Below are 13,425 nucleotides of genomic sequence, written 5' to 3'. Positions count from 1 at the left end.
AATAAACTATGAACCAGACAATGATTCAATTTTTCCACTGGTACAGTAACGGAGACGGGGTGCTATGGAAACATGCCGAAAAAGAGGCAAAACATTTATCAGAATTAGGCATCACTTCAGTATGGTTTCCACCAGCTTATAAAGGTACAAACGGAGGATATTCTGTAGGATATGATGCGTATGATCTTTATGATCTGGGTGAATTTGACCAAAAAAACAGCATCCCTACAAAATACGGAACCAAACAGGATTACATCAACTCAATTAAGGCATTAAAAAAAGAAAACATACAAGTCATCGTTGACATTGTTTTAGGTCACAAAGCCGGCGGTGACGAGCTTGAAACCTTTAAAGCAGCAAAAGTAGACGAAAATAATCGTGAAAAAATCATTTCAGAGTTTTCAGATATTCAGTCGTACACAAAATTTACTTTTCCCGGAAGAGGCAAAAAATATTCGGAATTTGAGTGGAATTTCACCTGTTTCAGCGGCGTAGATTATGCTGAAGGAAAAGATTCTCACATCTACAAAATACAGTCTGAATACGGAAATGACTGGGAAGAAATGATCGATGATGAAAAAGGAAACTATGATTATCTAATGTTTAACGATGTTGAACACAGAAATCCTCACGTACGAGAAGAGCTGAATACTTGGGCAAAATGGTATTTTGACCAAACCGATTTTGACGGTGTAAGATTAGATGCCTTAAAACATATTTCTTTTGATTTTTATAAAGAATGGTTGACGATGTTGCGCACAAACTCCGGTAAAAACATTTTTGCGGTCGGAGAATACTGGGCTCCCGGACAACTGAATTTACTCCAAAAATATATTGAAGCAACTGAAGGCTGCATGAGTCTGTTTGACAGCTCGCTTCACAATAATTTCCATACAGCATCCAACGAAGGCGGTTCTTATGATTTGCGAAGAATTTTTGATGAGACACTAACGGCATCAGACCCTTTGCATTCTGTAAGCATTGTAGATAATCATGACACTCAACCTTTACAGGATTTGGAAGCACCTGTTGAAACCTGGTTTAAACCTTTGGCTTATGCCCTGATTTTGCTTAGAGAAAATGGATATCCATGTGTGTTTTATCCGGATTTGTATAGCGCAAGCTATAAAGATAATGACCGTGAAGGAAACGAGCAGGAAATATTTTTAGATAAAGTAGACGGTATCGAAGAGCTTTTGAAAGCCAGAAAAGAAAATGCCTACGGAATTCAGAGAGACTATTTTGAAGACGCCAATTGTCTAGGCTGGACTCGTGAAGGCGATGATGAACATCAAGGTTGCGCTGTTGTGTTGAGCAATAAAGACGCTTACGAAAAGCCAATGGAAATGGGTAAAAAATATATCGGTAAAACTTTTTATGATTTTCTTGGAAGATTTGAAGATAAGGTAACTATTGATGAAAACGGTTGGGGGAATTTCCCTGTACCTGCCGGAAATGTGAGTGTCTGGATTCCAGAATAGATTTTAAACACAAATGACACAGATTTTTGCACGAATTTCATAAATTTATTTTGTGCTATTTGTGAAAAACATTCGTATTATTTGCGTTTGATATTAAACTAAATCTTTCGGAGAACTAAAATCTCAGGTCTTTCAGAATTATTAGATATCCTACCGCTTTGGGCAAACTCTGCCCAAAGTTTTCTTAATTTTTTACCGTTTTCATCAATATATTTCCAAGGAATATTTTTTAAAATTCCTGCGTTTTTCCAGGCAGATTCATTTCCGAAAACGAAGGGAAGATCAACGGCGTGTGCTCCCATAAAATAATTTTCGGTCAGGCGTGGATGAATGCGGAATAAATATACATTTCCTCCGGCTTCAGCGTAATTTTCAACAAAATCATTTGCCGGTTTTCCGTAGATGATTTCTGTGGTCGTCCGGATTGCTTTATTGATGATTCTTTTGGGGAGATATTTATTTAAACTGTCTGAAGCTTTTAGGTAAAACGAAGTTTCTTCATCATTTAAGCCAATTAAAACATCGATATTTTTAGCATTTTGTTTCCATTTTTCTTCGACTTCACTTTCATTACACAAAGGTGGAAAACCATACTGAGTTCCAAATGGCATTGCAGCTTTCAAACCATATTTTATAAACGACGGGAGATTATTTTTGTAGTTTTCTATGATCTCTAAAACATCTGATTTTTCATCGAAACTTTTAGTATTATCTAAAAATTCTGCAGACATTTTACTTCTATTTTGCCTCAAACCTAAAGGCGCACTGTGAATAATGACTCTTTTAAATAAATTTCCAATTCCTTCAGATGCCATAAGATGAGCAATTGCATCACCTCCGGAAGACTGTCCGAAAAGTGTAATATTTTCTGCATCACCACCAAAACTCGGGATGTTTATTTTAATCCATTTCAAACCTTCGATGATATCGAACAATCCTAAATTAGCTGGTCTTTCTTTTGTTCCACCTAAAAATCCAAAGATTCCTAAGCGATATGAAACGGTGACAACAATTAAATTTTGTTCTTTCACCCAATCTGTAGGATCTGCGGTCGCTATATCTCCACAGCCAATTTCGTAAGAACCACCGTGAATCCATACGATAACTGGCAATTTTTCATTAAAATTTTCAGGACGTAAAACCGAGATAAATTGTGGCGACTCATCCACTTCAAAATCATCCAAATTGGTTTTGCCAATCATTTTCTCTAAAAGCGGACTGATGTTTTGCGGACAAACAGGAGTTTTTTCAGGAAAAAGAATTTCAGAATCTGATGGCTCTGCTGCAATTGGTTTTTTAAACCTTTCAGAATAAGCATAACGGATGTTTTTGGCTTTAATGATTCCGTCCTGTTTCAAGGCTAAAATTTCTCCAAATGGTGTATGAAAAGTATGCGTTTCAATATTCTGCTGAGATTTCATTAGTACAATGAATTTATATTTAAAAATATGATTGTTTAACTAAAAAAGCAACCTTTTTAATTATATTTTAACCTTGTTTTTATAAAAACGAATCATTGTAAAATTTACTTTAAATAAAAAAGATCAGCATCAGTAAAAATGGTATCTGATTCAGTAATATATATAAGTGATATTTCTTAAAAAGTCCCGATTTTTGCATAAAGAAGAATAACTTAAAATTAAAAAATGAACACATACTCAGTAAAAGCTTACGGTACGGAATCTAAGGAAGCCGACCTTAAAGAAATGAATATTGAAAGAAGAGAAGCCACACCAAAAGACGTAGAAATAGAGATTCTGTTTTGTGGTGTTTGTCACTCAGATCTTCACACGGCAAGAAACGATTGGGGCGGAACAAAATATCCTGCCGTTCCCGGACATGAGATTGTTGGGAGAATTACAAAAGTAGGAAGTGAAGTTTCTAAATTCAAAGTTGGAGATTTAGCAGGAGTTGGTTGTATCGTAGATTCTTGCGGAACATGTGAAAGCTGCAAACAAGATCTTGAACAATACTGCCAAACCGGCTTTGTAGGAACTTATAACGGTAAAGATGAGCATTTGGGAGGTCATACTTTCGGTGGATATTCTCAAAAAGTCGTTGTAGATGCTGATCACGTGTTAAGAATTCCAGAAAACTTAGATTTAGCTGCCGTTGCACCACTTCTTTGCGCCGGAATTACAACCTGGTCACCTTTGAAACATTGGAACGTGGGTCCAAATTCTAAAGTTGCGGTTGTAGGTTTAGGCGGTTTGGGACACATGGCAATTAAGCTTGCAAAAGGTTTGGGTGCTGAAGTTACTTTATTTTCAAGAACTCCGGGAAAATCTGAGGATGCAAAACAGTTGGGTGCAGATCACGTTGTCATTTCTACAGATAAAGAGCAGATGAAAGCTGTAGCAGGAAAATTTGATGTGATCATCGATACTGTCCCTTATGATCATGATGTGAATCCTTACATTTCGACATTAAATATTAACGGCACTCATGTTTTGGTCGGATATTTAGGTGGTCTGGAAAATATTATCAATACAGTTCCGATGATTATGGGAAGAAAATCTGTTGCAGGATCTGTCATCGGTGGTATTGCTGAAACTCAAGAGATGCTTGATTTCTGTGGAGAACACAACATCGTTTCTGAAATTGAAATCATCAAAATGCAGGAAATCAACGAAGCTTACGAAAGAATGCTGAAAAGCGACGTGAGGTATCGTTTTGTGATTGATATGCAGTCTCTGTAATTTTCAATTCTTATTTATAAACTAAGACTCTTCATTTTTTGGAGAGTCTTTTTTTGAAGAAAAGTATTTTTAGGTTTTGGCTAAAACGTAAATTGATTGACTTACATTTAAAAATGGTCTGAAGTCCATTCCTATTGATGATTATATGAGATACATTGATTAATTGAAGTGATTTCCAGAATGTATTTTTAATTACCCCGTCTTTTTGCTTTTGCAAAAATCCACCCCTTCAGAGAAGGGGAATTGTAATTCTTATAATTTATCTCTCTCCATTTCTTTGAATGCCCATTCTGCCATCGAATGAATGACAGGTATCAACCCTTTACCAGATTCGCTCAAATTGTAAGTAACGTGAGGCGGAACAATGGGTTTAGCAATTCTTATTACCAATCCATCGTTTTCCAATTGCTTTAAATGTTGAATCAGCATTTTTTCTGTTACTGCAGGAATGGCTCGTTTCAGTTCACTGTACCTTTTATCTCCGTTGGAAAGATGATACAAAATAATGGGTTTCCAGAATCCACCTATTTTTTCCATCACGTAGGTGACTGGACAAAGATCAAGTGCATATTTTTTATTCTGTTGAATGGTAGAACTTTCTTTAATGGCTGTCATATTACATACTTTAGGGTAAGTACTTGTATAAAAGTAAGTACAAATATACCTTTGTTCTCAGAAATAACAATAACAAAAAATAAATATTTACTTATGAAAATTATTATTACAGGTTCTCTAGGGAACGTCGCAAAACCATTAGCTCAGCAATTAATTACAGAAGGTCACGAAATCACTGTTGTCAGCAGTAACGAAACTAAGAAGAGCGAAATTGAATCTTTAGGAGCAAAAGCAGCGATCGGTTCGATTACTGACTTAGATTTCTTAATTAAAACTTTTGAAGGAGCAGATGCAGCATTTCTGATGACTCCTCCAAATATGGGCGGAATTAACATTATTGAAAACACAATCAGTGCAGGAAGAAATTATGCTGAGGCAATAAAGCAGACAGGCGTAAAAAGAATTGTTATGTTGAGCAGTATTGGTGTAGAATCTCCGGTAGATAATGGTCCAATTAAAGGACTATATTTTATTGAAAAGTTTTACAATGACTTAGAAAATACTTCTGTCACCTTTTTAAGAGCAGGATATTTTTACATTAATTTCTTCAATGATATTCCTTTGATTAAAAATGCGGGAATTATTGGAGCCAATTATCCTGAAAACACACAAGTTCCATTAGTTCATCCTACTGATATCGCCAAAGCTGCGGCTGAAGAATTAGTTAAAAATTTTGAAGGAAAAAATGTGAGATACATTGTGAGTGATGTTCGCTCGGCTTCAGATTTAACAAAAGCTTTTGGTAGCGCAATCGGAAAACCTGAACTTCCGTGGGTCGAATTTAAAGATGAAGAATCTCTCACCGGAATGATTCAGGCAGGTGTTCCACAGGAAATGGCTGAATTGTATACGGAAATGGGATTGGGAATAAGAACGGGTGTCGTTCAGAAAGATTTTATAGAGCATGGTTCTTATGTTGAGGGTGAGATTAAATTGGAGGAATTTGCAAAAGAGTTTGCTGATCTATTTAATTATTGATGTTTGAAAGCAGTATCGGCGGGCCAAAGGCCCGCCGATACTGCTTTTTTAATGTAATATATTTGATAGGATTTTATCCTATCCTTTGTTAGATCGTCCCGTTGGGACTTTTATTTTTTTAAAGTTACTTTTAATACTTTCAGCTTTCCATCGATTTTGTTTTCCAATTTTAAATCTAAAATCTCAGCGACCAACGGATAAACATTTACATTAGAAAATTCATTGATGATTAAATTATTTTTAAACTCAGATCCCCATGCAAAAAATGTAGCTTTCATTTCGGGAACCAATTTTGGATCATAGCCGTGTTTTCCTAAAGAGGTTTTCTGATCTTTTTCTAAAAATACTTTTGGAGCTTTCGGAATCAGAAGAATCTGCCCTATCCTATTGTATCGATCATCTCTCGTGGCAAAATGAAGATATTTAGGTAATTTTTTATCTAAATAAACTTCATAGTCATTTGTTTTATTAGTTTTCAATTCTTTAAAAACAGTTTTTACTTTTGTAGGATTTTTCACATACACTCTAAACAAAGTCTGGGAATTGTAAAAATCAAATCTTTTTTTATCAAAAAACATCTCAGGAATTTCTAAAGGATTTCCACCGTCAACCTGAATCATCCCATGATCTGAAACGAAAATGAAATTGACATTTTTTAAACCCAATTGATTTACTTTTTCCACTAAATTTCCAATTGCAACATCAACCAACTGAACTGCAGTTTTAGTTTCATTCGCTTCCGGACCAAAATGATGTCCTGCTCCGTCTACTTCAGGAAAATACATTGAAATAAAATGCGGTCTTTTATCTTCAGGTAATTTCAACCAATTGATGACTTTATCTACTTTTTCTAAAGGTGTAAATTTTTCGTGATAGGGATAATAATAGGTGGGTCTTTTTCTACCAGCTTCACTAGCAGAACCTACCCACTGCATGGATGCGCTGATCATTCCTTGTTTTTCAGCCAACGCCCAAAGTGGAGTTCCACCGTACCAGCTTCCGTCTTCCACGATTTCTTTTTTGTTCATGGCGTAATTCTTCTGCAATTTGTAGTCGTAAAAGAAATTATCAACCAAGCCATGATGAGCAGGATATAATCCGGTAATCAGACTCCAGTGATTCGGAAAAGTGATGCTCGGATAACTAGGAATCATCGCCTTAGCCTGAATTCCCTGACCTGAATATTTTAAAAGATTTTGGGCATTGTATTTTTTAGCATAATCAGATCTGAAACCGTCTGCGGAAATCATAATCACGTAAGGTTTTGACTGTGCTTCAGCATTGTTGAACCTATTGGGAATGATAATTTGTGCAGTATCGGCTATTCCTTTTTGAGCGTATATTGTCAGCGAAACAATCAGCATTAAAAATGCCAATATTTTTTTCATTATAAAGAATTTGTGCAAAGGTAATCTCCGAAAATTTCACAGAAAAGTTTCGCACGTTAAAAAAACATTAAGAGGATATTTTAGAATGAATTCAAACAAAAAACTTTTAACTTTAACTTCAAAGAAATTAAACGTGAAAATAATTACAATTTTATCTATCTTTCTTTTATTCCTAAGCTGTAATAAGGATAACAAAAAATATACTAACACAAGAGAAATGGATAATGATTGGATTAAAGATTCTTTAGGATGTTTAAATAAAAGAAATAATGATTATTCAGAAGATCTAATCAAAAAATATAATCTTACAAATTCAAATCTACCAGATTTTAAAATGATATTCGGAAAACCTAATATGATTGAAGAAGATAGTTCTACCACTGAAATTTTTACTTATTTCTTTAATTCATATTGTGATAATAATATTCAAAATAACTCAGATAAATGCTATGCAAGATTTTATTTTAGAAATAAAGTACTGATTGATAGAGATTATATATGCGAATAAAAAAAGCCACTTTTCAGTGGCTTCATTTTATTCTTTAATTAATTTTTCGAAGGTCAGGCTTCCATCTTTTAAAGTGATTTCAAAGTAATAACTTCCGGATTTAAGATCAGCAAGATTGATGTTGTCGCCTTCTAATTTTACTGATCTTACTTTTCTCCCTGTAGATTCGTAAATGTCGATAGATTTTATTTTATCAGCATTTTTGAAACTTACGGTTTCTTTTGCAGGATTTGGGTAAAGCTTTACTTTGTTTTTTTCTAAAGCATTCAATTCATCTACACCCAATACAGCCGTAAAAGAAGCAGTAGCATATCCTACGTTAGCGGTTCCACCATGTGGAGCAACTGTAGTAGTTGCGCTGGGAGGTCTTACACCAGCAATACTTATTGAATTGGTTGTTGCATAAGGAAGCTGAAAATCATTAGTATCAGAAGTCGTTAAGTTTCTGGTTAAAGTTACAGTTCTTATTCCTGCAACAACATTATCACTTACAATTGTCCAATCTTGTACAGTGTCAACAGGGGGTTGTTGCAATCCTGTAAAACTCCTATCTGTGAGCATTGGGGAGGTTACCGCAGAGTAAACTAATGCATCACCTGAAGACATACTGAAACCAGCATTTACACCAATTCCCAATCCAAACCATCTGTCTGAAGGACCTTTAAGCAAAAGAGTTACTTTAGAAGTTGTATTATCTAAAGTGAAATTTGCCATAACACCATTATTAGGAGATAATGTAATATCTCCGGTAGTTTTTTGTTGAGCAAAGTTCAAAAAACTGATTAATGAGAGTGAAAGAATTACAATTTTTTTCATATTTTATTTTTTTAGTTGGTTTATAAGTTCTTGATTTTTTGAAAATACAGCATATTCAAAAGCTGTTTTTCCTTCTTTATCTATTATACTTTTTTCTGCCTTATATTTTATAAGAAGTTTTACCATATCAACATTTCCTAATTTTACAGCAAAAATAAGAGGGGTTGTGCCTTGAGAATCTGCTTTATTAATATCAGATTTATTGTCTAATAATTTTTGAGCTAATTTCAAATCACCTTTGAATACTACTCCCATCAGCGCAGTACCCATTGGAGAATTGTAATTGATATCCTTTACACTATCTATAAGAAAATCAACTACTTCCATATTCCCACGATAACAGGCTAAAATAAGAGGAGAATACTTCTGCTCATTGATCTCATTGATGACATCGGGATTTTTCTTCATTAAAACTTTTAGTTCTTCAAGTGTACCACTTCTTGCGATATCAAAAACTGATTTTGCTTTTTCCTGAGCTGATATAAAAGATAAACTCAAGAAGAATACTGTAAATAAAATTAATTTTCTCATTGTTTTACAAGGGTATAATTGTATTCTACATTTACGTTTTCAGCTACTTTTTTCATCACCATTTTTGGAACAGTAACTTTAAAGTCTGCCGGTTTTGCGACAAAACCACCCTGCATATAGATTTTCCCGTCTTTCATGGACATAGTTGCAATTGAAGAAACTACTTTATCTACACCATGAAAATTCAGTGTTCCCTGAACCGTATACTTCTGTGGATTAGCATTTAATTTAGACTTATCAAAACCCTGAATTTTACCTTTGAAAGTTGTTTTCGGATATTTTGCGGTTTCAGCATAGCTTTCATTGAAATGTTCCTGCATCAGTTTTACCGTAAACTGAAAGTTTTTCACCACAGAAACCGATGCCATTTCGCCCGTATCAGCATTGAGAATTACAGTATTGCTATTATCCTGCGCAGATACATCTTCGAATAAAGGTACAGAAGCTTCAAACGTTACTTTTCCTGTTTTTGAGCTGTATTTTTGAGCCAAAACAAGATTACTGAACAATAACGAAAACATGATTAATACTACATTTTTCATATTCAATTCTTTTTTAATTTTCAATAAGACCATCAGCTTTCCATTTTACGAAAAGATTAATCTGATTTTGAGACAGAGAACCGCCCTGAGGCATTTTTAAAGGATCTCCATTGGGTCTTTGAATTCGGTTAATGATGTTGTCAATATTCGTTTTTACCTGATTATAATTTGTCAATGGCTGAAAAGAAGCTGATCCTCCAGCAGAATGACAAACTGTACAGTTGGCATCGATAATCGGTTTGATGTCGGTTTGATATCTTACAGTTTCTGCGATTGGCGTATTGTCAGAAATCTCTTCATAGGTTCTGCTTTCACAAGAGGTAATGAAAAGAATAAGACTGGTTATGTAAATTATTTTTTTCATTTTAAAATACTCTGTAAAGATTAAACCCAAAGAAAATCTGTCCTTTCTCCCACTTTCCGGTAGCGTTTGTCAGATAACCAATATCAGAATTCAGTTGAGAATTGCTGAACAACAGCTGAAAAACGTGACCTCCTGTTTCAATATCCATTCCTAATGATAATGGATTTTTATAGAAACTGTGATTGTCAAAATTCACAAAATACTCTGCATTGATCGAGATTCTTTTGGAAATCTTGTATCGTCCTCCTAATCCGGTTAAGAATTGATTGTTGTTTTCAATGCTCGGCTCATAAAGATTTTTATGAACATAAGACGGCGTCAGCTGTAAAGAAAAATTCTCATTAAACCTTCTGGAAATAAGAGCTTGTGTAAGATAAGAAAGCCGATCGCCAAACTTCAGATGCGGATAAGTTTCGGTATCCAAATCTGTGTTTAATGCCATTACATTATACCCTACAAGATCTACGGGTACGTCATCATTTTGTTTCAGAAGCTTGTATTTTGCTCCGAATTCAAAAGTTTTCATGTTGGTTTCCCTTGAAAGACTTAATGAAATTCCGTCTGTTACACCGTAAATTACTCCAAGCTTGGTAGAAGCATCATCCAGACCAAAAAAGTTTTTAAAACCCTCACTTACATCTCCAAAACGGTGCGCAATAACCACATACCACTCATTTTTTGCAGTGAGTTTGGTTGATTGTCCGGTAACGATTTGAAGTGCTTTGAAAGCCGGCGGCGAAGTTGAGTTGGTTGTTGAAATGGTGTCAATATCTTTCAGCAGATCTTCCTGTGAATAGGCAAGAACTGAAGAAATCATCGACAAAAATAATAGAGTTTTTGTCATATAATTTTAATTAAAATTGATACAACAAACTTATCGACTAAAATTTTTAAAAGTGTGTGACAAAAGTCACCGACGATATTGTTTTTATCAATCAGCTTTATAAAATCATTAAAACAAATTTATTAGAACTGGCTAACATTTTCAGGCTGCACTATTCTGATGCCCTGCTTACTTTGAGAAATCTCACCTTCGTTTTCAATTTTTTTCATCACTCTGCTTACCACTTCTCTTGACGTACCAAGATTGACAGCAATTTCCCGATGGGTAAGCTTGATGGGATTGTTACCAGTCAACAATATCTGTTGTTTTATATAGCTTAGGATTCTTTTATCGAGCTTGTGAAATACCGCTTCATTCACCATATTCATGACGTCAGAAAACCGTCTATCATATTCCTGATAAAATAATTTGTTTATTGCAGGAAACTGTAACAACCAATCATGCATTACAGAAACCGGAATCAATAAAACCTCAGAATCTTCTTCTGCAACTGCATAAATACGGCTTACATAATCAGAAAAAATAGAGGAAAATGTCATCATACAGCTATCGTTTTCTCTTACGTAATAGTAAATCAACTCTCTTCCGTCATTTAATGAAAATACTCTGATTGAACCTTTGATAAGAAACGGAACAAATTTATTCTTCTGCCCTTCACTGGCTAATTCAGTTTTAGCTTTTACATTGCTGATGATTCCATGCTTGTTGAGATCTTTTAAGAAATCAGCACCCAAAAATCCGAATTTGTTAATAATAAATTGATTCTTCAACATATATTTTATCTGAAACTTAAAACAAAGGTATAAAATTGAAATATTGTTAGTTACATTTATTTTTATCAATCTATTATTTTTAATCATTCTTAATAATTCACTTTTGGACTATGAAAATAAGTTTGATAACATGAAAATTTTAACTGAAAATGAAAGAAAGAGAATATTACGTCCTTGTAAAAAAGCGGAAGCCCTTCGATACAGCTCAGGATAAATTCCGGATGAAATTAGGCGCCCAAATAAATACTATGCATAAATTTTGTAAAAAAAATGCTGTAACTTTCGCTGGTGCATTCTTATATATTTTGAGAAAACCTTACGCTTGTACGTTGTTTCCACCTAAAACGAAAGGCTCAACTTTTTTGATTTCTCCGAACTGCTGCTCGTAGTTTATGGTGTTTTGCTGAAGAACCGCAATAACTCTAAATTTATTAAAAACAATCTTGCATTTAATTTAATTTATTAAATTATAAACACACATACTAACATTACATTGAATTATTTATTTTCGTTTATTTTATCACTATATAATGGGTTATTATTTATTTTTTATATATTTGATTTTAAATCAAAATATTATGAAAAAAACAATTGTACTTTTAGTAAGTGTATTACTCTTGTCTTGTAGCACATCAGAAACTGATATTTTACGTGATAATGAAACGAAACCAACAGGAAATTCTTCAAAAACTATTGATCCTCAACTGGCATATGAATCTCCGTATGATATTGCTGGGGTTGGTAAAGATGTCATTTATAAGTTTGAGCATTCCACTCCGTTTCAAATCAAAATTAAAGCTTATGTAGGCTTAGCTTATATTGATGATAGTAGTCCGCACTACCCTGATTATATGGGATTTAATTTGGATAGTGGTCAATATCCATTACTCTACCATTCAAATTTAAAATATGGCAATACAATTGCTTCAGACGAATTAATACTACCAATTGCTTCAAATGGTTTTGGTGTTGATTCTATGATAGGACATTTTCCAATTTCTGGTTTAGGACCAAATATCTTTCCTCAAAACATTGCTTTTAGCTTCAGCGCTTCCGGAGCTACTGCCGAAGAATTAGAATTACTTTACAAAGCCGGAAAAATATATTATATGAGATATGAAATACTTGATGCAGGTAATAATCCTGTTGCTAATGGTTATGTAAATTCTGGATTTCCATCAGGCATTGGATCATTTGGCACACTTCCTTCCAATTGGTCACATGTAGGATATGATACTAATTTTACCAGAGAGCTGATTTCAGAAAATAACTCAAAAGAAATTGTTGTAACAGATGATCTAACATCTTTTGGGTCTGTAATTCCTTTTAGTTACGGTGGCAATAATTATCAAGTAAAAATGTTTTCTGATCCAAATATTGTAGTTTTTGGAGTGTATCCGAATTAAAAGTCTCTTAGCTTTGCATAGCAAAGGAATTTTATAATATAAACCAAATAAAAATGCCCCAACTTTCGCTGGGGCATTCTTATATATTTTGAGAAAACCTTACGCTTGTACGTTGTTTCCACCTAATACGAAAGGCTCAACTTCTTTGATTTCTCCGAACTGCTGCTCGTAGTTTGTGATATTTTGCTGAAGAGCTGTAAGAACTCTTTTAGCGTGAAGTGGAGCAAGAATTACTCTTGAACGCACGTTCGCTTGCTGTACACCCGGCATAAGCTGGATGAAATCTACTACAAACTCTGATGGAGAATGGTTTACTAAAGCAAGGTTACAATAAACCCCTGAAGCTACCATTTCGTTTAGTTGAATGTTAATGTTGTTTGGATCTTGGTTTTGATTTTGGTTGTCCATTATTTTTGTTTATGTTTTATGTTTAAAAAATTCAAGGCTCAAAAATAAATTAAATCTTTGAACCTTGAACAT

At 34.1% G+C, this 13,425-nt stretch carries 15 protein-coding genes and 1 pseudogene; 5 read left to right on the top strand and 11 right to left on the bottom strand.

The genetic code is table 11. From position 1 onward, the window contains the following. Nucleotides 1-8: 8 nt before the first annotated feature. Nucleotides 9-1,481, top strand: coding sequence for an alpha-amylase (locus MQX03_RS13945; protein WP_242803793.1), 1,473 nt, complete (start codon nucleotides 9-11; stop codon nucleotides 1,479-1,481). 98 nt (nucleotides 1,482-1,579) lie between these two features. Here MQX03_RS13945 and MQX03_RS13940 read toward each other — a convergent pair whose 3' ends face one another. Beyond that, nucleotides 1,580-2,902, bottom strand: coding sequence for a carboxylesterase family protein (locus MQX03_RS13940; protein ID WP_242803791.1), 1,323 nt, complete (start codon nucleotides 2,900-2,902; stop codon nucleotides 1,580-1,582). Nucleotides 2,903-3,127: 225 nt separating this feature from the next. Between MQX03_RS13940 and MQX03_RS13935 the strand changes: the two genes are divergently transcribed. Then, the gene (locus MQX03_RS13935) at nucleotides 3,128-4,180 is read left to right on the top strand and encodes an NAD(P)-dependent alcohol dehydrogenase (protein ID WP_242803789.1); all 1,053 of its coding nucleotides are present in this window, start codon (nucleotides 3,128-3,130) and stop codon (nucleotides 4,178-4,180) included. 252 nt (nucleotides 4,181-4,432) lie between these two features. Here MQX03_RS13935 and MQX03_RS13930 read toward each other — a convergent pair whose 3' ends face one another. Next, complete coding sequence (locus MQX03_RS13930) at nucleotides 4,433-4,795, bottom strand: winged helix-turn-helix transcriptional regulator (protein WP_242803788.1); 363 nt, start codon at nucleotides 4,793-4,795, stop codon at nucleotides 4,433-4,435. A gap of 93 nt (nucleotides 4,796-4,888) precedes the next feature. Here MQX03_RS13930 and MQX03_RS13925 point away from each other — a divergent pair, with 93 nt between their 5' ends. Further along, on the top strand, nucleotides 4,889-5,773 hold the full coding sequence (locus MQX03_RS13925; protein WP_242803787.1) for an SDR family oxidoreductase: 885 nt from the start codon (nucleotides 4,889-4,891) through the stop codon (nucleotides 5,771-5,773). A 110-nt stretch (nucleotides 5,774-5,883) separates the two neighbouring features. Here MQX03_RS13925 and MQX03_RS13920 read toward each other — a convergent pair whose 3' ends face one another. Further along, entirely contained in the window at nucleotides 5,884-7,161 is a 1,278-nt protein-coding gene (locus tag MQX03_RS13920) for an alkaline phosphatase family protein (RefSeq protein WP_242803786.1), read from the bottom strand. Nucleotides 7,162-7,246: 85 nt separating this feature from the next. Between MQX03_RS13920 and MQX03_RS13915 the strand changes: the two genes are divergently transcribed. Then, nucleotides 7,247-7,669, top strand: coding sequence for a hypothetical protein (locus MQX03_RS13915; RefSeq protein WP_242803785.1), 423 nt, complete (start codon nucleotides 7,247-7,249; stop codon nucleotides 7,667-7,669). Between the two features lie 27 nt (nucleotides 7,670-7,696). Here MQX03_RS13915 and MQX03_RS13910 read toward each other — a convergent pair whose 3' ends face one another. The 7 genes and pseudogenes from MQX03_RS13910 to MQX03_RS20545 all read right to left on the bottom strand — a co-directional run. After that, nucleotides 7,697-8,485: a T9SS type A sorting domain-containing protein gene (locus tag MQX03_RS13910; RefSeq protein WP_242803784.1), complete on the bottom strand. Its 789-nt coding sequence runs from the start codon at nucleotides 8,483-8,485 to the stop codon at nucleotides 7,697-7,699. Between the two features lie 3 nt (nucleotides 8,486-8,488). Beyond that, complete coding sequence (locus MQX03_RS13905) at nucleotides 8,489-9,016, bottom strand: ankyrin repeat domain-containing protein (RefSeq protein WP_242803783.1); 528 nt, start codon at nucleotides 9,014-9,016, stop codon at nucleotides 8,489-8,491. Continuing rightward, complete coding sequence (locus tag MQX03_RS13900; RefSeq protein WP_242803782.1) at nucleotides 9,013-9,558, bottom strand: YceI family protein; 546 nt, start codon at nucleotides 9,556-9,558, stop codon at nucleotides 9,013-9,015. Before MQX03_RS13900 ends, MQX03_RS13905 begins: the two co-directional genes overlap by 4 nt. A 13-nt stretch (nucleotides 9,559-9,571) precedes the next feature. Further along, nucleotides 9,572-9,922, bottom strand: coding sequence for a c-type cytochrome (locus tag MQX03_RS13895; RefSeq protein ID WP_242803780.1), 351 nt, complete (start codon nucleotides 9,920-9,922; stop codon nucleotides 9,572-9,574). A gap of 1 nt (nucleotide 9,923) precedes the next feature. Further along, nucleotides 9,924-10,766: a DUF5777 family beta-barrel protein gene (locus MQX03_RS13890; RefSeq protein ID WP_242803778.1), complete on the bottom strand. Its 843-nt coding sequence runs from the start codon at nucleotides 10,764-10,766 to the stop codon at nucleotides 9,924-9,926. Nucleotides 10,767-10,888: 122 nt separating this feature from the next. Then, on the bottom strand, nucleotides 10,889-11,539 hold the full coding sequence (locus tag MQX03_RS13885) for a Crp/Fnr family transcriptional regulator (protein ID WP_242803777.1): 651 nt from the start codon (nucleotides 11,537-11,539) through the stop codon (nucleotides 10,889-10,891). Nucleotides 11,540-11,855: 316 nt separating this feature from the next. Further along, nucleotides 11,856-11,963: pseudogene (locus MQX03_RS20545) on the bottom strand (DUF3467 domain-containing protein); the annotation flags it as partial. Between the two features lie 154 nt (nucleotides 11,964-12,117). On the opposite strand from MQX03_RS20545, the gene MQX03_RS13880 reads away from it, so the two are divergent. Continuing rightward, entirely contained in the window at nucleotides 12,118-12,945 is an 828-nt protein-coding gene (locus tag MQX03_RS13880; RefSeq protein WP_242803776.1) for a hypothetical protein, read from the top strand. Nucleotides 12,946-13,044: 99 nt separating this feature from the next. On the opposite strand, the gene MQX03_RS13875 is transcribed toward MQX03_RS13880, so the two are convergent. Beyond that, nucleotides 13,045-13,353 carry a DUF3467 domain-containing protein gene (locus MQX03_RS13875; protein ID WP_073291426.1) on the bottom strand — a complete coding sequence of 103 codons (309 nt, stop codon included), beginning with the start codon at nucleotides 13,351-13,353 and terminating at the stop codon, nucleotides 13,045-13,047. Between the last annotated feature and the right edge of the window lie 72 nt (nucleotides 13,354-13,425).

Source organism: Chryseobacterium aahli (assembly GCF_022699665.1).
Lineage (GTDB): Bacteria > Bacteroidota > Bacteroidia > Flavobacteriales > Weeksellaceae > Chryseobacterium > Chryseobacterium aahli.
The sequence above is the reverse complement of the archived record's forward strand: the minus strand, read 5'-3'. Positions and strand labels throughout refer to the sequence as shown.